The following is a 20456-nucleotide window of genomic DNA, read 5'->3' as shown; positions in this document are numbered from 1 at the left end:
GAAACCCATGGTGGTGCGCGGGGCGTGAGCCCCCGAGAGGAACGAAGCCCGGGTCGAGGACCGGCCAGGTTGACCTGTGAAACGCCTGACAACGGATAGTCCGGCACGTTCCGGACGTCCGAGGCTGCAGAAACGTGCCGGACTATCCGTCTCGGTCAGAAACGTGCCGGACTATCCGTCTCAGTCCGCCAGGGAGGCCCGCAGGGCCCGATGGATGCCGTTGGGTGTGAGCACGCCGACGAACCGGGCACCCTGCTTGACGCCCAGCATCGGCTTGTCCTCACGCAGCAGCACCGCGAGAGCCTGCTCGAGGGTGGAGTCCACGTCGATGGTGGCGCCGAGGTCTCCGGTGCGTACGCCGTCGAGGGGTTCGAGGTGGTCCGGGTCGATCGGGGTCACCGCGAGCCGTCGCAGCCCGCGGGTCGAGCCCACGAAGTCCGCGACGAAGTCGTCGGCCGGTCGTCCCAGCAGGTCCGCAGGGGTGGCGTACTGCGCGAGCCGGCCGCCCTGGGCGAAGATCGCGACCCGGTCGCCCATCCGCACGGCCTCGTCGATGTCGTGGGTCACCAGCACCACCGTCTTGCCGAGATCGTGCTGCAGCCGCAGGAACTCGTCCTGCAGGCGCACGCGCACGACGGGGTCGACGGCCCCGAACGGCTCGTCCATGAGCAGCACCGGCGGGTCGGCCGCCAGCGCGCGGGCCACGCCGACGCGCTGACGCTGGCCGCCGGACAGCTGGTGCGGATAGCGGTCGGCGTACGTCGCGGGGTCGAGGCCGACCAGCTCCATCAGCTCGTGTGCGCGCTGACGTGCCTTGGCCTTGGACTCGCCGTACAGCAGCGGCACCGTCATCACGTTCGTGACGATCTTCTGGTGCGGGAAGAGGCCGACCTGCTGGATGACGTAGCCGATCCCGCGCCGCAGCTCGACCGGGTCCTGGCGGGTGACGTCACGACCGTCGATCTCGATGGTGCCGGTGGTCGGCTCGATCAGCCGATTGATCATCTTCAGCGTCGTCGACTTGCCGCAGCCGGACGGTCCGACCAGGCAGACCAGCTCGCCGGCGGCGACCTCGAGGTCGAGCGCGCGGACCGCCTCGGTCCCGTCGTCGTAGGTCTTGCCGACCCCGGTGAGCCGGATCATCGGCTCGGTCGCGGGCCGGTCGGAGGCCCTGGCTGCGGGGGAGCCGGTAACGTCCATGCGGTGACCCTACTCGCGGCGGCGGCACCGGCCGTGGAGCCGAGCTGCTACAGCCGGCTCACGAACGAGTGGTTCTGCGTCCAGTACGTCCAGGACCGGCAGAGCGAGATCGTGGACGCGACCACCCAGCACCTGGCGATCACCGTCGCCTCGGTGCTGCTCGGTGTCGTGATCGCGTTCCCGCTGGCGCTGGTGGCGCGCCGCGTCCCGCGCCTCGAGGCGACGATCCTCGGCGTCAGCACCGGCATCTACACGATCCCGTCGCTGGCCCTCTTCCCGCTGCTGGTGCCGTTCACCGGGCTGTCGCCCACGACCGTCGTGATCGGGCTGGCGCTCTATGCCTTGACCGTGCTGGTGCGCAGCATGCTCGAGGGCCTGCGCTCGGTGCCCGAGGAGGTGCGCGAGTCCGCCACCGGCCTCGGCTACGGCCCCACCCGGCTGCTGTTCCGGGTCGAGCTGCCGCTCGCGCTGCCGGTGATCATGGCCGGGCTCCGGGTTGCCACGGTCTCGACGGTCGCCCTGACCACCGTGGGCTCGCTGGTGGCGTACGGCGGCCTCGGCAACCTGATCAAGGACGGCGTGTCCACCAACTTCCGTGCCGAGCTCTTCACCGCCTCGGTGCTGTGCGTGGTGCTGGCGGTGCTCCTCGACGTGGTGCTGGTGGTGGCGCAGCGGCTGATGACCCCGTGGACGAGGGGAGCGACCGCGTGAACGTCTTCGCCGACACCTGGACCTACCTCACCGACCCGGCCAACTGGCAGGGCGAGGGCGGGATGCTCCAGCTCCTGCTCCAGCAGCTGCTGCTGAGCGTCACTGCGCTCGTGGCCGCGGCCGTGGTCGGCCTGCCGATCGCGATGTGGCTGGGCCACCTGGGCCGGGGTGGGTTCCTGGCGATCAACATCTCCAACATCGGGCGCGCGGTCCCGACGTTCGCGCTGCTGGCCATCCTGGTCACCGCCGACCACCCGGGTGTGGCCACGTTCGGACCCTACGGCCGGGCCGGGCTGGCCACGCTGATCGCGCTCACCCTCTTCGCGCTGCCGCCGATCATCACCAACGCCTACGTCGCCGTCCGCGAGGTGCCGGCCGACGTCCGGCAGGCTGCCGACGGGATGGGGATGACCGGCCTGCAGAAGTTCCGTCGGGTCGAGCTGCCGCTCTCCCTCCCGCTGGTGATGTCGGGCGTCCGCCTTGCCCTCGTGCAGGTCTGGGCGACCGCGACCATCGCCGCCCTGGTCGCCGGGCCCGGTCTGGGGCGCGTCATCACCGACGGCTTCTACCGGTCGAACTACCCCAAGGGCATCGCCGGCGCGGTGGTCGTGGCCCTCGTCGCGCTGCTCCTGGAGCTGTTCGCGGCGTCGGTGCAGCGGGCCCTGGACCCGTCACCCCCGCGATCGTCACCGAAACGTGAGCGTGCGATGTCGGACCCGGCCCGTAGGGTGGCCGAAGCAGCCGAACCTGTCGGCAGCTGAGAGCGGGTCCGTCCGCTCGCATCCGGACACGCGCGGCCGCGGCCGCGGGACACAGAAGGTTGGACGCCATGCAGGTACGACGCTCTCTCGCCGCGGTCCTCTCCGTCGGTTCCCTGTTCCTCGCCACCGCGTGTGCCGGGGACGACCTCTCCAGCGACAAGGCGAGCGACGGCAGCTCCTCGTCGTCCGCCGCCAAGGGCAGCGGCACGGTCCACATCTCGGGGCAGAATTTCCCCGAGGCGGCCCTGGTCGCGGCGATGTACGACGAGCTGCTCACCGACGCCGGCTACACCACCGACGTCAAGCTGGTCGACACCCGCGACGTCTACATGCAGCAGTTCCCGGGCGACGTCGACGTCGTCCCGGAGTACGTCGGCGGCATCCTCGACTTCCTGAACACCACCAAGAACGGCGCGGACGCCAAGCCGATCACGACCTCCGACGCCCAGCAGTCGATCGAGGCCGGCAAGGACCTCCTCGACAAGCAGGGGATCACCTTGCTCGACCCGTCCGAGGCGACCGACACCAACGCGTTCTTCGTCACCCAGGACTACGCCGACTCCGAAAGCGTGAGCACGCTCTCGGACCTCCAGGGCAAGAGCGTCGTGCTCGCCGCTGCGCCCGACTGCGAGGGGCGCCCCGACTGCGAGGGCGGCCTCTCCGACGACTACGGGATCGACGTGACCAAGGTGCTGCCGCTGGGCTACGCCAGCGACCAGACCTACAAGTCGGTGCTCGACGGTGAGTCCCAGCTCGGCGAGACCAGCACCACCGACGGGACGCTGGAGTCCCAGGGCCTGCTGCTCCTCGAGGACGACAAGGGGATCCAGCCGGCGCAGAACCTCGTGCCCGCCGTGAGCTCGGACTTCCTCGACGAGCACCCGGACGTGGCCGACACCCTGAACGGCCTGATGGCCGCGCTCACGACCGAGAAGCTCACCGAGCTCAACGGCAAGGTGGCGGTCGACCGGGCCAAGCCCGAGGACGTCGCCCACGACTTCCTCACCGAGGCCGGCCTCGTCTGACGCCGTCCTGATCCCGTTACCCTGAGCCGCATGGCCGGCAGCTCGTTCACCCGACGGGCTGCCGGCGCCGCAGCCTCCGCGCTGCCCGAGGGGCTGCGCGCCTCGCTGCGACGACGGCTCGGCCGGGGTGCCGGTCCGGCGGGCCCGGTCTCGGTGGTGGTCGTGGTCGAGGCGGTCGACCGTCCCCGGCTGGGTGCCTGCCTCGAGTCCGTCCTCGCCCACCCCCCGGCCGAGGTGCTGCTCTGCCCGGTCGGCGAGCCGTTCGTCCTCGACGTGCCCGACCACGACCGGCTGCGCCGGCTGCCGCCGCAGCCGACCTGGCAGGAGGCTGCCGAGGCCGGGGCCAGGGCCGCCACGGCAGGTCACCTGGCCTTCGTGCGCGGCTGCGACCGGCTCCCGGGTGAGGCCCTGCTGCGGGCCGCGTCCTCGCTCGCGGCCTCCGGCTCGACGCTCGCCACCGGCCGGCTGGAGCAGACCGGGGAGCCCGAGCCGTGGCTGGCCCGGGCGCAGCAGTCGGCGCACGAGACCGGCGCGCAGGGCGCCGACCCCACCCGGGTCCCCGGGCTGGCGGGCGACCTCGCCGTCGGCAACAAGGTCGTGGACCGCGAGGTGTGGCTCGCGACGGGCGGCTTCGGACCCGATGACGACTGGCTGCTCTCGCCGGCGGTGGCCCGGCTCCTCGCCGCGGCCACCCGCGTCGACGTGCTGACGACGCCGGCGTACACCTTCGCCCACGACCACGGCACCCGCGCCTACGGCGCGACGCCCAGCCCCCTGCCCGGGCTCGCGGCCTGGCACGTCCGGACCCGCGCGGTCGACACCGCGCTGGCCGGGTCCGCCCTGGCGGACGGATGGCGTCGCCACCTCGCGGACGTCGAGCTGCCCCGGCTGCTGGCCGACGCCGAGCGCGCCGACGACGACCAGTGGGCCGAGCTGCGCGAGCTCGCCGGCGAGCACGACCCGGCCGGGCCGGGGGTGCGCGCCTCCGCCCGGGCCCAGATCCGGCTCGCGGTGCTGGACCGTCGCGCCGACCTCGAGGCGCTCGACGCCGACCTGGCCGGCCTCGGCGACGAGGTGCCGACCCGGGTCGAGGGGGCCGACGTGCTCGCCTGCTGGCCGACGCCGGGGCTCGACCTGCCCCGCGACGTGCTCCGGCTGTCCGAGGTGGAGACCCGGCTGCGCAGCCACGTCCAGCGGACGCGCGTCACGCCCGCCGGCTGCGTGGTGGACGTCCTGGTCGCGATCCGACACGTCGACCTCCACCCGGACACCACCCGGGTCGAGGCGCGCACCGCCGACGGAGCCGCCCTCCCGGCGGCGCCGCTGCCGCCGGCCGAGGCGACCCGCTGGGCGGCCAGCCGCTTCCAGGCCGCGGTCGCGGTGCGCCTCACGATCCCGTCCGGCTCCGGGCCCGTCGAGCTGTCGGTCGCCTGCGGAGGCGTCACGCGCAGCGGACCGCTGCACCTGCCCCAGACCCCTCCCGAGACGCGCGGCGTGGTCACGGTCGACGACGTCCGTCTCGACGGCACGGTCCTGGTGGTGACGGGTTCCGGCGACCTGGGGCGGCTCCGCCTGCTCGACCCCGACGAGCGACCGGTCGGGGTGGCCTGGGACCTCTCCACCCCCGGTGTCGCCCGCGCCGAGCTGCGGGTCGAGTCGTTCGGGCTCCCGACCTGGCTCGCCTCGGGGCCGCACCGGATCGTCACCGGCGACGGCAACGTCGCGGTGGGCGAGGACCTGCGCTCCCGGCTTCCGCTCGAGCTGCTCGGCGAGCGGCACCGCCTGCGCCCCCACCTCGGGCCGCGCGGCGGCCTGGTGCTCGGCGTGAACGCCCCGCTGGCCGACGACGAGCTCGGTTCCCACGCGCAGGAGCGGCTGCGGACGGCGTACGCCCTCGACGAGCGCCCGGCCGACCCGACGCTGTTCTACTTCGAGAGCTACGCCGGGCGCTCGGCCACCGACAGCCCGCGGGCGATCTTCGAGGAGCTGCGCCGGCGGCGACCAGGGCTGCGCGCGTCCTGGGGCATCTCCGACCACGGGCAGCACGTCCCCGAGGGTGCGACGCCGCTGCTGGTGCGCTCCCGGGAGTGGTACGACGTGCTGGCGCGGGCCGGGTGCCTGGTGCTCAACACCGACGTCGAGGTGTGGTTCCGCCGCCGGCCAGGTCAGTTCCTGCTCCAGACCTTCCACGGGTACCCCTCCAAGGCGATGGGGATGAGCCAGTGGCGGGCCAAGGACTATCCGCCGTCCCGGATCCGCGAGTTCCGGGCACGCGGCGTCGACACGTGGAGCGCCATCCTCACGCCCACCCCGGAGATGACCCGGCACTACCGCGAGCAGTACTCCTACGACGGGCCCGCCTGTGAGCAGGGCTACCCCCGCGACGACGACCTGGTCGTCGCCGGTGCCGCCGAGCGCCGGTCGGCGACCCGACGCCTGCTGGGTATCCGGGACGAGCAGGTGGCCGTCCTCTACGCCCCGACCTGGCGCGACCACCTCGCCGTGCGCCCGCGCGCGGCCGTGATGACCGACTTCCTCGACGTCGCGCGGGCCGCGGAGGCGCTGGGCGACGACCACGTCCTGCTGCTGCGCGGGCACCGGTTCCACACCCCGCGGGTGGCCGGCGGACGCGTCGTCGACGTGACCCGCCACCCGGAGGTCAACGACCTCATCCTGGCGTCCGACGCCGCGGTCCTCGACTACTCCTCGCTCCGCTTCGACTACGCCCTCACCGGCAACCCGATGGTCTTCCTGGTCCCCGACCTCGAGGAGTACGACTCCGGCAGCCGCAGCTTCCTGTTCCCGTTCGCCGACACCGCCCCGGGGCCGCACGTGCGCGACACCGACGAGGTCGTGGCGCAGCTGCGGGACCTCGCCGGGCTGCGCGAGAGGTACGCCCACCGGGTGGCGGCGTTCAACGCCGAGTACAACCCGTGGCAGGACGGGCGGGCGGCCGCGCGGGTCGTCGACTTCCTCGAGGCGTCTGGCCGCTGACCCCCGTGGGTGATGACCTAGGGTGACCCTTCATGCAGAACCTCGGACCAGGTCGGACTTGCTGATGTCACCTCGCGCGTCGCGCCTCTCGTCGCTCCTCGCCCGACGTTCCTCCACCGAAGCGCAGGAGCCGAAGCCGGCCCCGCGCCCCCCGGCCCCGGCCCCGGTGGTGGGCATCGTGGAGGAGTTCTCCCGTCGCCTCGTCGTCGGCTGGGTCTCCGTGCCCGCCGACTCGGCCCCCACCCGCGTCGACCTGTTCGTCGGCAAGCTCAAGCTGGCGTCGACCTTCGCGACCCCCGGCTCCTCGATGTCGGGGGTCGGGAGCGTGCTGCGCCGGGACCCGGCCGACGCCGAGGAGCAGGGTGCGGCCGCCTCGGAGCACGCAGCCGACCCCGCCGTGGCGCCGCGCGACCCCGGCCTGGTCCACGAGTGGCAGGTGCCGGGCATCCCGCGCCCGGCCGACGACCGGCGCAACTCACTGCAGCAGGTCCGCACGTTCTCCTTCCGGATCCGAGGGATCTGGCCCTACGTCAAGAAGTCGACCCGCATCACGGTCCGGGTCAACGGTCGGCCGCTCCCGATCTACGGGCACGGCACCTACCTGCTGCCCCCCAGGTCCGGCCGGCGGTCGGTCGCCGAGCTCGGCGAGCAGCTGGAGCAGGGGTACGTGCTCACGCAGAAGGGCCGGATCGAGCTCTCCAAGCAGCTCGACGAGAAGTGGCAGGCGGAGGTCGTCGGTCTCTACGACCGGACCAGCGAGGTGCTGCGCGAGCGCTTCGGGTACGACGCCTTCCTCGTCTACGGCACCCTCCTCGGCGTGGTCCGCGAGGGCGGCTACATCGGGCACGACGTCGACTTCGACGCGGCGTTCCTCTCGCAGCAGCGCACCGGTCCCGACGCGGCGGCCGAGATGGTCGAGATCGCCCTCGCCCTCGTCGAGGCCGGTCTCGACGTGGAGCCTCACCCGACGGCGCTGCACATCGTCGACCCGGAGCGGCCCGACAGCAGGATCGACCTCTTCCACACCTACTTCGACGAGTCCGGTCGGCTGAGGTTCCCCTTCGGCGTCGCCGGCACGTCCGTCATCACCGAGGACGACTGGCAGGGCACCCGGCACGTGGAGTTCCGCGGCGGCCACGGACACGTGCCGGTCAACGCCGAGCAGTTCGTGGAGCACCTCTACGGCCCGGACTGGCGCAACCCCAAGCCGGGCTTCAACTGGAACCTCGACCGCACGGACTCGGCGCCGGAGGGCTGCCTGCTCGAGGCCGACCTGACGAAGGTCTACTGGGCGAACTTCTACTCCCGCACCGGGTACGACAGCGGCTCGACCTTCTTCGAGTTCGTGCAGAAGCGCGAGGAGACGCCCGACACCATCATCGACATCGGGTGCGGTGACGGCCGCGACTCGCGCGCCTTCGCCGCCGCGGGCCGCACCGTCCTCGGCCTGGACCAGTCGCAGGTCGGGATCGCGCACGCCGGCAGCCGGACCACCGCAGGCGGGGCCAGCGGCTCGGCGCGCTTCCGCGTCTGTGACGTCTCGGACACCGATGACCTCGGCCGGGCGCTGGACGAGGGTGAGAGCGGCGCGAGCGGGCCCAAGCTGTTCTACATGCGGTTCTTCCTGCACGCGATCCCCGAGTCGGTCCAGGCCGGGCTGCTCGACGCGATCGGCTCCCATGCCCGTCCGGGCGACCTGCTGGCCGCCGAGTTCCGCACCGACAAGGACGAGCAGAACCACAAGGTGCACCTCAACCACTACCGACGCTTCCAGAACGCCGACGCGTTCGTCGAGGACCTGGAGGGACGGGGCTGGAGCATCCTCCACGTCGAGGAGGGCACCGGCCTCTCGCCGTACCGTGACGAGGACCCGGTCCTGTGCCGCGTGATCGCGCGCCGTCCCGACGACGCGGTGAGGACGCAGCCATGAGGCGGCACGAGCTCCTCGCGGGCCTGCACGACGTGCTGCGCCCGCGGACCTACTTCGAGATCGGTGTCCGCAACGGCCTGAGCCTGGCGCTGTCGCGGAGCCGCAGCGTCGCGGTCGACCCGTTCTTCAGCCTCACCAAGGAGATCCGCTGCGACGTCCACCTCGTCCGGACGACCAGTGACGAGTTCTTCGCGCGCCGGCACCCCTTCGCGCACTTCGACGTCCCTGACGTCGACCTCGCCTTCATCGACGGCATGCACCTCTCGGAGTTCGCGCTCCGGGACTTCATCAACACCGAGCGCTACTGCCACCCGGGCAGCGTCGTGGTGCTCGACGACATCCTGCCGCGCACGGTCATCGAGGCCGGCCGGCGGCGCGTGGGCCCCGCCGAGCACGGTGCCTGGACCGGCGACGTCTACAAGGTGATCGAGACGCTGCGCACGCTGCGCCCGGAGCTGGTGGTGCTGGAGGTCGACACCCAGCCGACCGGCACGCTGGTGATCCTGAACCCCGACCCGCGCAACCGCGTGCTCGCCGAGGCGTACGACGACCTGGTGGCCGACTACGTGCGACCCGATCCGCAGGTCGTGCCCGAGTCGATCCTGCACCGCAGCGGTGCGGTCAGCGGGGAGGACCTGCTGTCGGCCCCGTCGTGGTCGGAGATCCGGGCACTCCGCGGGACGGCGACGACCGAGGCCGCACGGCTCGCCCGAGCGGCGTACGAACGGGCCGGCCTGGTCGAAGGAGTGGTCGCATGACCACGCCCGAGAGGGTGGACGTCGCCGCCAGCTACGCCCGGCGCGTCGACGAGGGTGTCCACGTCGTGCTGCTCCTGCCCGATCTCGAGGTCGGGACCGGACCGGCCGTGGTCCGGCTGCGGGACGGTGAGCGCACGATCAAGCGCCCGGCCGAGGCCAGCCGGGACGCGGACGGTGCCCGGCTCGAGCTGGTGCTGCCCGCGGCGAAGCTCGGCCGTGGCGTGTGGCGGCTCGCCGTGCGTACCGCGCCGGACGCGCCCTTCACGCGCATCGAGGCCAGGCTGCTGACGGGTCGGCGTCAGCCGGTCGCGCTACTGCCCGGCCCGGCGCCGGACACCCGGATGCCCGCGCCGGAGCCCACCCGGAAGCACAGCCCGGGTCCCGCGCCCGCCCGTCGGTCCCGGTCCGGTCCGGCGCGTCGGGCGCGCCGGCTCGTCGCGCGGCTCGGCCGGGCCCGCGCCTCGCTGGCCGGATCCCGCACCGGATCCCGCCAGGCCCGGGAGCACCCGTGACCCGCGGGGGTCGTCGGTTCGGGCGGCCGGGCAGCCGCCGGGGCGACGACGACGTCGCTGACTCCCCGGCAGCGCAGGATGTCGCCGCGACGGGGGGTGCCGCCGGTCCCGAGCGTCGCCCGCGAGGGCGTGGCAGACGACGGGCCCGGGATCGAGGTGCCCTCGCCGGGCTCGAGTCCCTGCTCCCGGACGGCCGCGACCGACGGGTGCTCGTCCTCGCCGACGCGGCCCAGCGTCGAGAGCTGCTGCCCTGGCTCGAGACGTTCTCGAAGGACCGGATCTGCGTCGTCTCCGCCGACGAGGCGCCGGAGTGGGACCTCGCCGAGCGAGGGGTCGAGCACCGCACGTGCGCGGACCTCGTCACGGTGGTCAAGCAGGTCCGGATGCTCGACGCTCCGCACGTCGTCGTCACCCTGCTGCCGAGCGACCTGCTGCCGGCCGGCGCCGAGGACCAGCTCGACCTGTTCTCGGCCCTGTTCCGATTCGTGCGCCGCGGTGGCAGCTACATCCTCGACCGGGGCGCCACCGGGCCGCGGCTCGAGGGACTGCCGGAGTGGCTGCACCTGCTCGCCGCCGCCGAGGACCGCTCGCTGCGCGCCTCGCTGGGCGCGCGGCAGACCGAGCTTGCCGCGGCCGTCGGGACGTTCGCGGTCTCCCGCGACGCGGTGGTCGTGACCAAGCGAGTGGAGCACCTGGTCAAGCTCCGCGACGCCGAGCTCAACCGGATCCTGCCGGCCCGTGAGCCGGACCTGAGGGTCGCCGACCTCGACAAGCGCCCCGGTGGAGAGCTCATCTCGCGTGCCCGGGTGACGTCCCACACCGCGCTGGTCGACACCTCGATGCCGTCGGTGATCACCTACCCCGAGCTCACCACCCGCCACTACTCCGGGCAGGTCGCGCTCGGCGGAGCGACCCTGATGTACGCCGGGCACACCGTGCTGCCCGACTCGTTCCGCTGGCACCTGACCGACAACCCGTCCAACCCGAACCTGCGGGCCGAGTCACGCAGGTTCGCCCGTCTCCCCAGCGAGAGCCGACCACGGCGGACGCTCACGGGCGACTACTACCAGCTCGAGAGCACCTACCCCCACCACTTCGGGCACGTGATGACCGAGGTCGTCTCCCGGCTGTGGGGCTGGGAGGCGGCCAAGCGGGAGATCCCCGACCTCAAGGCGATCTTCCAGCTCAAGACCAAGAGCCGACGGGACCCCCGCCTCGAGCGGACCCTGTTCGCGGCGTACGGCATCAGCGAGGCCGACCTGGTCTGGGTCAACGAGCCCGTCCTCGTCGAGTCCGTCGTCGCCGCGACACCGATGTGGCACAACGCCACGCCCCACTACGTCCACCCCGACATCGTCGAGACCTGGGACCGGCTCGCCGCGGGCCTGGTGCGGGACGCCGGGCGCGGCCCGCACGAGCGGATCTTCGTGTCCCGCGGTGCCGGGGCCAAGCACCGGGAGTGCAGGAACGCCGTCGAGGTGGAGGAGTTCTTCCGGGCCCGCGGGTTCGAGATCGTCTACCCCGAGCTCCTCTCGCTCCCGGAACAGGTCGTCCTCTTCCGGGACGCCCGGGTGGTGGCGGGCTTCGGTGGTTCGGCGATGTTCAACCTGATGTTCGCCAAGTCGGTCGAGACCGTGGTCCTGCTCAGCCACGAGGCCTACACCGCCCGCAACGAGCACCTCTTCACCTCCCTCACCGGAGGCGACGTGCACTACTTCTGGTCGCGTCCGGACCTGGAGCACCCGGAGGACGGGTGGAGCCAGGAGGCGTTCACCGCTGCTTGGGAGTTCGACTTCGAACGCAACGGGGACGAGCTCGCGCAGGTGCTCGCGCAGGCGTGACGGATGGGTCAGCGGATCGACGACCGCCCTCGGGTGCACCTGTGGTCGAACACGGTCGGGATGACATGATTCGGCGCATGTCCAAGATCTCCGCCGTCCGTCGAGCCGCCGGTCACCAGGCCGGGCGGGTCGGTCGTCGGGTGGTGCAGACCCGGGTGGGCCGGCGGCTGCGACGGCCCGCGATCAGCGTCATCGTGCCGTTCTACAACGTCGAGGAGTACCTCGCCGAGTGCCTGGACTCGATCCGGCGCCAGACGTTCGTCGACTACGAGGTCGTGCTCGTCGACGACGGCTCACCGGACGGGTCCCGTGCCATCGCGGAGCGGTACGCCGCCCAGGACCCGCGACTGCGCGTGGTCACCCGCGAGAACGGCGGGCTGGGTGCGGCCCGCAACACCGGCGTCCGCGAGGCCCGGGGGCGCTACCTCACGTTCGTCGACTCCGACGACCTGCTGCCGCCGCACGCCCTGGCGGTGCTGATCGCCAGCGCGAAGCGGACCGGCTCCGACATCGTGGTCGGATCCGTGGAGCGCTTCGACGGACGCAGCACGTGGTCCCCCTCGTGGGTCTCCGAGGTCCACCAGGTCCCGCGGGAACGGGTCCGCATCGAGGAGTTCCTGCCGCTGCTGCGCAACCTCTACACGTGGAACAAGTTGTTCCGGCGCGACTTCTGGGACGCGCAGGACCTGTGGTTCCGCGAGGGCGTGGCCTACGAGGACCAGCCGATCATCACCCAGCTCTTCGCGCGCGCCGGTGCGATCGACGTGCTCACGCACATCGTCTACCGCTACCGCGCACGCGACGACAAGAGCTCGATCAGCCAGCAGACCGCCAGCGTCAAGGACCTGCGGGACCGGATCGCGGCCTGGGAGGTCAGTCGCGAGGCCTTCCGCACGGAGCTCTCGGCGACCGTCTACGACGGCTGGCTGCGGACGCTGCTCGACGCGCACTTCCAGTGGTACCTCACCAGCCCCGGCACCGTCGACGACGACTACTGGAACGAGCTGGTCGCCGCCGTCCGGTCCCTCACCGACGGCGTGCCGTCGTGGGTCTGGGACGACGTCACCCCCCACGCCCGGGTGCTGGTCCGGCTGGCCCAGCTGGACCGCCGCGAGGACGCCCAGGAGTTCGTCCGGCGCGGTGGCACCAAGTCCGAGGAGTGGCCCTCCGTCGTCCGCGAGGACGGCGTCCTGCTCGAGCTGCCGCTGTACGGCGACCCCGAGCTCGACGACTCGCTGTTCGTGATCCGTCCCCACCGGTTGCGGATCGCGCACGCCGTCGAGAACCTCCACTGGATCGACCAGCCCGACGGCGGGCGGACCTGCTGGATCTCGGGGTGGGCCTACCTGCGCAAGCTCGACCTGAGCAAGTACGACTCCGAGGTCGTCGTCCAGCTGCGCAACGAGGAGACCGGCGAGGTCCGCTCCTTCCCCTCCACCAGCCAGCCCCCGGCGAGCTACGCCCCGCCGCGCGACGGCCTGTGGTGCGACTACTCGCCCGGCCGGTTCGGCGTGGAGATCCCGCTGGACGACCTCGACGCCGGGGACGAAGCCGCGGTGTGGGCGGTCTGGCTGCGGGTCACGACCGCCGGGTTCACCGTCGAGAGGCCCGTGACGCGGCTGGTCCGCAGCGGGTCGGCGGGTGCCGTGCCGGCCGCACCGTTGGGCGGCGGCGACCGGCTGATCGCCGACTGGCAGTACCGGCAGCCCCTCCGGCTGCGCATCGACCGCGGCAACGTGACGGCCTCCGACGTCGCGCTCTCGGGCCGCGTCGTCACCGGCACCCTGGCCGCCACCGACGCCGCGCGCGTCGTCCGCCTGGCCGTCGAGGGCGCCGACAGCGTCGCCGAGGCCACCTGGAGCCCGACCGACGGCGGGCGCGCCTTCCGGGTCGAGCTGCCCGACTCCGCAGCACCCGAGGTCGGACGGTCCACCACCTGGCAGCTGGCCGCCTGGACGAAGGACGGTCGCCGGGTCGAGGTGCTGCCCACCGCGGACACCCGGATCCGGGCGACCAGTGGCAGCCTCGTCCTCGGCACCAACCGCAACGGCGGCCTGGTGGTCCACGAGTGGAGCCGGGGCGCCACCGCGGACCGCATCACCGTGTCGGACGACGGCCGCCTCACGGTGGTCGGACGCGTCTTCGGGCCGGGGAGCCCCCGGGTGGGCGTCGCGACCCGGAACAAGCGCACCCGTGTCTTCGGCGAGGAGACGCCCACCGTCGACGGACGGTTCGAGGCGAGCGTCGTGCTCGCCCACGAGCTGTACCGCTTCGGGATGCGGCCCCTGCCGACGGGCGACCACGACCTGTCGCTCGTCGTCCGCGAGGGCGATGCCGAGCCCGTCGAGGTGCCCCTCCTGGTCTCCTCCGAGCTCGGATCGGCGTTGCCGCTCCCCGTCCGCGCCGACGCCCTCGAGGGTCGCATCGTCCGCGGCCCCGAGACCGTCGTCCGGGTCAACCTCCAGCGCCCTCTCGGGACCGGCCGTGGCCGCTACGCGCAGAACCTCCTGCGCACCCAGGGACCCACGCGGACCGGGCTGACCCGCGGGGTGCTGATGCGTGCCTACTTCGGCGAGCAGGCCACCGACAACGGCATCTCGATCCAGAAGGAGCTCGCCCGCCGTGGCAGCGACCTGCCGGTCTACTGGGCGGTCCAGGACAAGTCGATCCCGGTGCCCGACGGCGGCATCCCGGTCGTGGTCAACAGCCCGGAGTGGTACGACCTGATCTTCTCGGTGAAGTACTACGTCGACAACATGTACCAGCCGGAGTACCACCGCAAGGCCGACGGCCAAGTGCTGGTGCAGACCTTCCACGGCTACCCGTTCAAGATGATGGGCCACCCGCACTGGCGCAACCTGCAGTTCTCGCAGGCCCGCATCGACGCCTACGACGCCCGTGCGCGCGACTGGGACTACCTGGTCTCGCCGGCCCGCTACGCCACGCCGCTGCTGGTGCGGGACTTCAACTACCAGGGCGAGGTCCTCGAGATCGGCTACCCGCGCAACGACGTGCTGAGCTCGCCGGAGGCGGACGAGATCCGCCGGCAGACCCGGGAGTCGCTGGGGATCGAGGAGGGTCAGAAGGCGGTGCTCTACGCCCCGACCTTCCGTGACTACCTCGCCTCGAACGACACCAAGGCCGTGATGGCGGACTTCTTCGACTTCGAGTCCGCCGCCCGGCGCCTCGGCGACGACTACGTCCTGCTGGTCCGGGGCCACGCGTTCAACGCGCGCTCCAGCCAGCGCGTGGGCAGCCGTCGCGGCTGCGTCGACGTCACGGACTACCCGGAGGTCTCGGACCTCTACCTCGCCGCCGACGCGGGGATCGTGGACTACTCCTCGCTCCGGTTCGACTTCGGGGTCACGGGCAAGCCGATGATCTTCCACGTGCCCGACCTGCAGCGCTACAAGGACACCCGCGGCTGGCTCTTCGACTTCGAGCCCACCGCGCCCGGCCCGCTGGTCGACACCACCGACGAGGTGGTCGACCGGCTGCTGGACCTCGACGGGGTGCGCGAGGAGTACTCCGCGGCGTACTCCCGCTTCCGCGACGACTACCTCGACCTCGAGGACGGTCGTGCGGGGGAGCGGTTCGTGGACGCGGTCTTCGTGCCCCGGGGCGACGCGTGACAGTCTCTGGCGACACCCGAGCGACACCCAGGAGAAAGTGACCTCGTGAACACCCTCGTGCTCATCACCGGGACCGGACGCAGTGGCACCAGCACGATGTCGGGCACCCTGCACCACCTCGGCCTGTACGTCCCGGGTCCGTACCTGGGAGCCAACGAGTCCAACCCCAAGGGCTTCTTCGAGTCGCGCTGGTCGGTGCGCTTCCACAAGCGGGTGACCCAGGACGCCCACATCCACGAGTTCGACGGACGTCCCGAGGCCTTCGACCGGGTGCAGTCGGTGCTGTCGGACGACGACCGCGAGCAGGTCGCCCGCTTCCTCCGCAAGCACGCGGACGGGCACGAGCAGATCGTGGTCAAGGACCCGCGGACCGTGTGGACCCAGGCCCTGTGGCGTGAGGCGGCCGCGGAGGCGGGGCTCGAGACGCGCTACATCTCGATGCTGCGGCACCCGGCCGAGGTCGTGGGCAGCCGCGCCACCTACTACGCGAGCTCCACGGACCAGGACAAGAGGCGGCGCTACGAGATCTTCAACGTGGCCCGCTGGATCAACAACTCGCTGATCAGCGAGCGGGAGACGCGAGGCCAGGCCCGCGCCTTCGTCAGCTACACCGACCTGCTGGACGACTGGCGGCCGGTGCTGGTGCGACTGTCGGCCGAGCTCGGGCTGACCTACGACGCCGACCCGGCCGACGGATCGCCGTCGCCGGTGGACGACTTCATCGAACCCGGCCTGCGCCGGCACCAGGTCACCTGGCAGGACCTCGAGATCCCGGCCGACCTGCAGGACCTCGCGCAGCGCATCTGGGACGACCTCGTGGTGCTGGGCGGCTCGGGCGGCCACGACGAGGCGGCCTCGGCCGACCTCGACGAGCTGTCGGTCCGCTACCAGCGGATGCTCAGCGACGCGGCCGCGATCAGCCACGACTCCATCGGCGAGGCCGTGGACGAGGCCCGTCGTGCGGGCGCGGAGGAGGAGCGGTCCCGCCGGAAGGCGTCGGACGGTGCCGTCGTGCCGGCGCCCCGGGGCTCGGGCCGCATCGTCGAGGAGACCGGTGGCCGGGACCTCCTGCGCGAGCTGGCCGCGCGGGCGCGTCGTCGCGCGCGGCGACGCTGAGGGGGCGCAGGGACATGGAACCGCTTCCCGAGGGAACCCACCTGATCCACATCGGTCCCCAGAAGACCGGGTCCACGGCGATCCAGAACGCGATGCACGTGGCCCGCGAGAGGCTGGCCGAGCACGGCGTGCTCTACCCGGGCCCCAAGCCGAAGCCGCGCGAGGCCGCCGAGGTGGGCCTCGGGTTCGAGCGCATGGACGGCCGCCGCAACAAGCCGACGCAGGCCTGGGACGACCTGCTCCGGCAGCTGCAGGCGCCGGGGCACCAGCGCGCGTGCGTGAGCCTGGAGGCGTTCGGGCGCGCGACCGACGAGCAGATCCGCCGGATCGTCACCGAGCTGGGTGGTGCGCGACCACACGTGCTCGTGGCGGCTCGACGCTACGACACCCTGATGCCCTCGCAGTGGCAGGAGCGGGTCAAGGCCCAGATGCGCCTGTCGTACGACGAGTGGCTGCGGGTCGTCCTCGGCCCGGCGGACCCGGGGCACAAGCACTGGCGCAACCTCTGGGTCCCTCACGACACGGTCACCCTGCTGCGTCGCTGGGCCGACGTCGTCGGTGAGGACAACATCACGCTGGTCATCCTCGACGAGGCCGAGCGGGACCGGCTGCCGCGCACGTTCGAGTCGCTGCTCGCCCTTCCCGAGGGCCTGCTCGACCCCGAGGGCACGACCCAGAACCAGTCGTTGACCTACAACCAGACCGAGCTGCTCCGCCAGCTCAACATCCTCTTCCACGAACGTGCGTGGCCACGCACCGACTACCACGACCTGGTCCGCCAGGGCGCCGTCTCGCAGATGCTGCGCGTCCCGGCGCCGGCCGGGGAGGCCAGGATCCCGGCACTCCCGGTCTGGGCGCGCGAGCGCCTCGTGGAGCTCTCCGACGAGCGCATCGAGGGGCTCGGCAAGCTCTCCGTGCGGGTCGTCGGTGACCTCGAGGCGTTGCGCGTGCAGCGTCTCGACGGCCCGGCCGAGGTCGCCGCGGCCGACCCGCAGGTCTCGCTGGGCACCGCCGTGAGCGCCCTCGAGGGGCTGATGATCGCCTCGAACCGGCGGCTGCGGGACGAGCAGCGCGCCTCCCGCAAGCGCCTCCGCGCCGCACGCCGCCGCGCCTCGGCAGCAGCCGCGGCCGGTGCGGCAGCCGCAGCCGTGCCCGAGGGCTCCAGGAGCCGCCGCGCCCTGCGCCGTCTCGTGCGGGGCCGCTGAGGCGCAGCCCGGGCCGGGGTCGGCGACCGACCCCGGGCGGACGTCCCTACTGGGCGGTCTCCGCGGCGCTGAGCGGGTCGTCCTTGCGGACGTCGATGATGTGCCCGGTGTGCGAGGAGATCAGCACGTCGAGCGACGTCTGCGCGACGATCTCCGAGTCGAGCAGCGTGCCGGCCGGCTCCTGGCCGAAGGCCTTGGTCCGCATCGGGGTGGCGGTGCGCTCGGGGTTGACGCAGTTGACCCGCACCCGGTCGGCCGCCCACTCGTCGGCGAGTGCCTGGGTGAGGTTCACGGTGGCGGCCTTGGCCGAGGAGTAGAGGCTGTAGCCGCTGCGGCCGCGGGTGTAGGAGCTGGACGTGAACAGCAGCAGCGAGCCGGAGGTCTCCTTCAGCAGGGGGTAGAACACCTGCGCGATGAAGACGGGGGCCAGGTAGTTCACCTCGGTGGCGGCGTAGATGGTCTCCTCGCTGGTCTCGAGGAGCGTGCCGCGAGGCAGGATCCCCGCGGTGTTGACGACATAGTCGACCCGCCCGGTCTTCTCCATCACCTCGCGGGCCGCCGCCGCCACGTCGGCACGGCGCTCCACGTGCGTGTTGGTGCTCGAGCGGCTGAACGTGAAGACGTCCGCACCGAGGCTGCTCGCCAGCTCGGCGATGTCCGCACCGATGCCGTAGCTGCCGCCGAACACCACCATCGTGCGACCCTCGAGCGCGGTGCGGTACTCGTCGTCCGAGGCGGGGGCGGGGACGTCGTTGCTGGTGAGCTGGAACAGCTTGTCGGCGAGGTACACGTCGACCGGCTCGGTGACCTTCATGTTCCGCTCGTCGCCGTGCACCACCCAGATGGGCTCCTCGGGGAGGTAGCGCAGCACGACCGTGCAGTCGTCGGTGGCGACGAAGTCGGGGTCCGTGCCGGCGATGGCGTAGGCCTGCTTGATCACCGACGAGCGGAACGCCTGGGGGGTCTGGCCACGGCGCAGCCTGGCCCGCGGCGGGATCTCCCTGATGGTGTTGTCGTCGGAGACCTCGATGATCGTGTCGGCCGAGGGGATCGCGACGTCGACGGCCGGGTGGGTGGCCAGGGCGTCGAAGCACTCCTGGATGATCCGCGGGGTCACGAGCGGGCGGACGGCGTCGTGGAAGAGCACGTGGCACTCGTCGTCACCGAGGCTCTCCAGCGCACGCAGCGTGGTGTCGTTGCGGGTCTCGCCACCCTCGAGGATGTCGGTGACCTTGTCGTCGTAGCCACCGCCGCGGACGATCGCGCGGACCGCGTCGAGGTGGCCCGGAGCCATCATGATCTTGATCTCGTCGACCGCCGGGTGGCTGTGCAGCGCGATCAGGGCGTGCTCGAGGATCGTCTTCCCGGCGACCTTGATCAGCTGCTTGGGGATGTCCAGCCCGATCCGGGCACCCACGCCGCCGGCGAGCAGGACGGCCACGTTCCGGACGCGGTCTGGCTTCGACTCCATGGCGGGCATTGTGTCAGAGCCGCCACCGCTGCCCGGCCGCCCGGGGCCGCCTCCGGGCACGGGGGGACCGGTAGGGTGAGTCGGCCCGGGAACGGGCGAGGACACGAGAGGCGAGGCGTGAGCGACGAAGACCCACTGCTCCTCCCACCAGGCGCGCGGTTGCTGCACATCGGGCCGCACAAGACCGGCAGCACCGCCATCCAGGTCTCCCTCCACGAGGCCCGCGACGCCCTCGCCGCGCACGGCGTCCACTACGCCGGCAACAAGGTCCGCCCGCGCAAGGCGGTGTGGTCCATCGGCGTCCGCGTCCGCCCCGCCGGCACCCCGCGCCCGCCCGAGAAGCACTGGGAGCGGCTGGTCGCCGACGTGACCGCCGCCGGCGACCAGCGCGTCTGCATCAGCAACGAGGACTTCGGTCGGGCCACGCCCCAGCAGATCCGCCGGATCGTCGACGACCTCACCGGCGGGGACGCCCACGTCGTCGCCGTCGCCCGCCGCTTGGACCGCTACCTGCCGTCGCAGTGGCAGGAGCGCGTCAAGGCCGGCGACAGCAGGTCGTACGACGAGTGGCTGCGGGTGGTCCTCGAGCCCCAGGTCGGCGACTACACGTGGGACCGCCGGGACCCGGAGTACTCCTGGGAGCGCACCAATGTCTGGTACGCCCACGACACCGAGGCGCTGGTGCGCCGCTGGACCGACGTGATCGGTCCCGACCGGTTCACCCTGATCGTCAGCGACGACCGCGACCGTCGGCTGCTCCCCACGACGTTCGAGCGCATGCTCGGCCTGCCGGCCGGGACGCTGCAGCTCTTCCCGGACCGCTCGAACAGGAGCCTGACGTGGGCGGAGGTCGAGCTGATCCGCGCGGTCAACGAGCTGCTCACCGGCCGCGGCGTCCGTCGGCCGCAGGTGCAGGCGATCGTCTCGCGCGGCATCGTGCGCGCGTTGCAGGAGCGCCCGGGTGAGCCTTCGAACCCGCGGACCCCGCCGCTGCCCGACTGGGCGGCAGAGATCGTCCGCGAGCGCAGCGCCGCCCGCCTCGCGGTGATCCGGGGCCTCGGGGCCCACATCGTCGGTGACCCCGACTCGCTCATGGTCACCGACGAGGGGGCCGAGGGCGACCTCGCCGACCCGCCCCGGGTCTCCGCGGCCACCGCCGCGGCCGCGCTCGCCGGAGCGCTGGACCGCCTGGGTGGACCCGGATCCGGGGCCGAGGACGACCCGGAGGCCGACGCCACGCCCGAGACCGAGTGACGCAGGTCTCCCTCGCCGACCGAAGAATGATTCAATCGGGCGCATG

Annotated in this window: 14 protein-coding genes; 12 read left to right on the top strand and 2 right to left on the bottom strand. The window is 72.4% G+C overall.

What is annotated here, in order from left to right; genetic code table 11:
* Nucleotides 1-180: 180 nt before the first annotated feature.
* Nucleotides 181-1200, bottom strand: coding sequence for an ABC transporter ATP-binding protein (locus tag ACZ43H_RS17495; RefSeq protein WP_464585005.1), 1020 nt, complete (start codon nt 1198-1200; stop codon nt 181-183).
* Nucleotides 1201-1203: 3 nt separating this feature from the next.
* On the opposite strand from ACZ43H_RS17495, the gene ACZ43H_RS17490 reads away from it, so the two are divergent.
* The 11 genes from ACZ43H_RS17490 to ACZ43H_RS17440 all read left to right on the top strand — a co-directional run bounded on the left by ACZ43H_RS17490 (nt 1204) and on the right by ACZ43H_RS17440 (nt 17685).
* Nucleotides 1204-1911 carry an ABC transporter permease gene (locus tag ACZ43H_RS17490; RefSeq protein WP_464585003.1) on the top strand — a complete coding sequence of 236 codons (708 nt, stop codon included), beginning with the start codon at nt 1204-1206 and terminating at the stop codon, nt 1909-1911.
* Nucleotides 1908-2672, top strand: a complete 765-nt coding sequence (locus ACZ43H_RS17485) for an ABC transporter permease (RefSeq protein WP_464585001.1) — start codon at nt 1908-1910, stop codon at nt 2670-2672. Before ACZ43H_RS17490 ends, ACZ43H_RS17485 begins: the two co-directional genes overlap by 4 nt.
* A gap of 68 nt (nt 2673-2740) precedes the next feature.
* Nucleotides 2741-3697, top strand: a complete 957-nt coding sequence (locus ACZ43H_RS17480) for an ABC transporter substrate-binding protein (RefSeq protein ID WP_464585000.1) — start codon at nt 2741-2743, stop codon at nt 3695-3697.
* Nucleotides 3698-3727: 30 nt separating this feature from the next.
* Nucleotides 3728-6691 carry a CDP-glycerol glycerophosphotransferase family protein gene (locus ACZ43H_RS17475; protein ID WP_464584998.1) on the top strand — a complete coding sequence of 988 codons (2964 nt, stop codon included), beginning with the start codon at nt 3728-3730 and terminating at the stop codon, nt 6689-6691.
* Nucleotides 6692-6755: 64 nt separating this feature from the next.
* Nucleotides 6756-8621: a class I SAM-dependent methyltransferase gene (locus ACZ43H_RS17470; RefSeq protein WP_464584996.1), complete on the top strand. Its 1866-nt coding sequence runs from the start codon at nt 6756-6758 to the stop codon at nt 8619-8621.
* Nucleotides 8618-9379 carry a class I SAM-dependent methyltransferase gene (locus tag ACZ43H_RS17465; protein WP_464584994.1) on the top strand — a complete coding sequence of 254 codons (762 nt, stop codon included), beginning with the start codon at nt 8618-8620 and terminating at the stop codon, nt 9377-9379. The genes ACZ43H_RS17470 and ACZ43H_RS17465 overlap by 4 nt, the downstream gene beginning before the upstream one ends.
* Nucleotides 9376-9891 (top strand): hypothetical protein, encoded by a 516-nt coding sequence (locus tag ACZ43H_RS17460; protein WP_464584992.1) that lies wholly within the window; start codon nt 9376-9378, stop codon nt 9889-9891. The genes ACZ43H_RS17465 and ACZ43H_RS17460 overlap by 4 nt, the downstream gene beginning before the upstream one ends.
* On the top strand, nt 9888-11732 hold the full coding sequence (locus tag ACZ43H_RS17455) for a glycosyltransferase family 61 protein (protein WP_464584990.1): 1845 nt from the start codon (nt 9888-9890) through the stop codon (nt 11730-11732). Before ACZ43H_RS17460 ends, ACZ43H_RS17455 begins: the two co-directional genes overlap by 4 nt.
* A gap of 77 nt (nt 11733-11809) precedes the next feature.
* Nucleotides 11810-15364: a bifunctional glycosyltransferase/CDP-glycerol:glycerophosphate glycerophosphotransferase gene (locus tag ACZ43H_RS17450; protein ID WP_464584988.1), complete on the top strand. Its 3555-nt coding sequence runs from the start codon at nt 11810-11812 to the stop codon at nt 15362-15364.
* 45 nt (nt 15365-15409) lie between these two features.
* The gene (locus ACZ43H_RS17445) at nt 15410-16480 is read left to right on the top strand and encodes a sulfotransferase family protein (RefSeq protein ID WP_464584986.1); all 1071 of its coding nucleotides are present in this window, start codon (nt 15410-15412) and stop codon (nt 16478-16480) included.
* 14 nt (nt 16481-16494) lie between these two features.
* Complete coding sequence (locus tag ACZ43H_RS17440) at nt 16495-17685, top strand: hypothetical protein (protein WP_464584984.1); 1191 nt, start codon at nt 16495-16497, stop codon at nt 17683-17685.
* A gap of 46 nt (nt 17686-17731) precedes the next feature.
* On the opposite strand, the gene ACZ43H_RS17435 is transcribed toward ACZ43H_RS17440, so the two are convergent.
* Nucleotides 17732-19156: an SDR family NAD(P)-dependent oxidoreductase gene (locus ACZ43H_RS17435; protein WP_464584982.1), complete on the bottom strand. Its 1425-nt coding sequence runs from the start codon at nt 19154-19156 to the stop codon at nt 17732-17734.
* Between the two features lie 117 nt (nt 19157-19273).
* Between ACZ43H_RS17435 and ACZ43H_RS17430 the strand changes: the two genes are divergently transcribed.
* Nucleotides 19274-20410, top strand: a complete 1137-nt coding sequence (locus tag ACZ43H_RS17430; RefSeq protein WP_464584980.1) for a hypothetical protein — start codon at nt 19274-19276, stop codon at nt 20408-20410.
* Nucleotides 20411-20456 lie beyond the last annotated feature (46 nt).

It is taken from the genome of Nocardioides sp. DN36 (assembly GCF_055380375.1).
The sequence above is the reverse complement of the archived record's forward strand: the minus strand, read 5'-3'. Positions and strand labels throughout refer to the sequence as shown.

What these genes read in the sequence shown, in the direction of transcription:
- ACZ43H_RS17440 (WP_464584984.1), top strand. Translation starts at nt 16,495, where the DNA reads ATGGAACCGCTTCCCGAGGGAACCCACCTGATCCACATCGGTCCCCAG.
- ACZ43H_RS17495 (WP_464585005.1), bottom strand. Translation starts at nt 1,200, where the DNA reads ATGGACGTTACCGGCTCCCCCGCAGCCAGGGCCTCCGACCGGCCCGCG.
- ACZ43H_RS17435 (WP_464584982.1), bottom strand. Translation starts at nt 19,156, where the DNA reads ATGGAGTCGAAGCCAGACCGCGTCCGGAACGTGGCCGTCCTGCTCGCC.
- ACZ43H_RS17470 (WP_464584996.1), top strand. Translation starts at nt 6,756, where the DNA reads ATGTCACCTCGCGCGTCGCGCCTCTCGTCGCTCCTCGCCCGACGTTCC.
- ACZ43H_RS17475 (WP_464584998.1), top strand. Translation starts at nt 3,728, where the DNA reads ATGGCCGGCAGCTCGTTCACCCGACGGGCTGCCGGCGCCGCAGCCTCC.
- ACZ43H_RS17465 (WP_464584994.1), top strand. Translation starts at nt 8,618, where the DNA reads ATGAGGCGGCACGAGCTCCTCGCGGGCCTGCACGACGTGCTGCGCCCG.
- ACZ43H_RS17480 (WP_464585000.1), top strand. Translation starts at nt 2,741, where the DNA reads ATGCAGGTACGACGCTCTCTCGCCGCGGTCCTCTCCGTCGGTTCCCTG.
- ACZ43H_RS17450 (WP_464584988.1), top strand. Translation starts at nt 11,810, where the DNA reads ATGTCCAAGATCTCCGCCGTCCGTCGAGCCGCCGGTCACCAGGCCGGG.
- ACZ43H_RS17460 (WP_464584992.1), top strand. Translation starts at nt 9,376, where the DNA reads ATGACCACGCCCGAGAGGGTGGACGTCGCCGCCAGCTACGCCCGGCGC.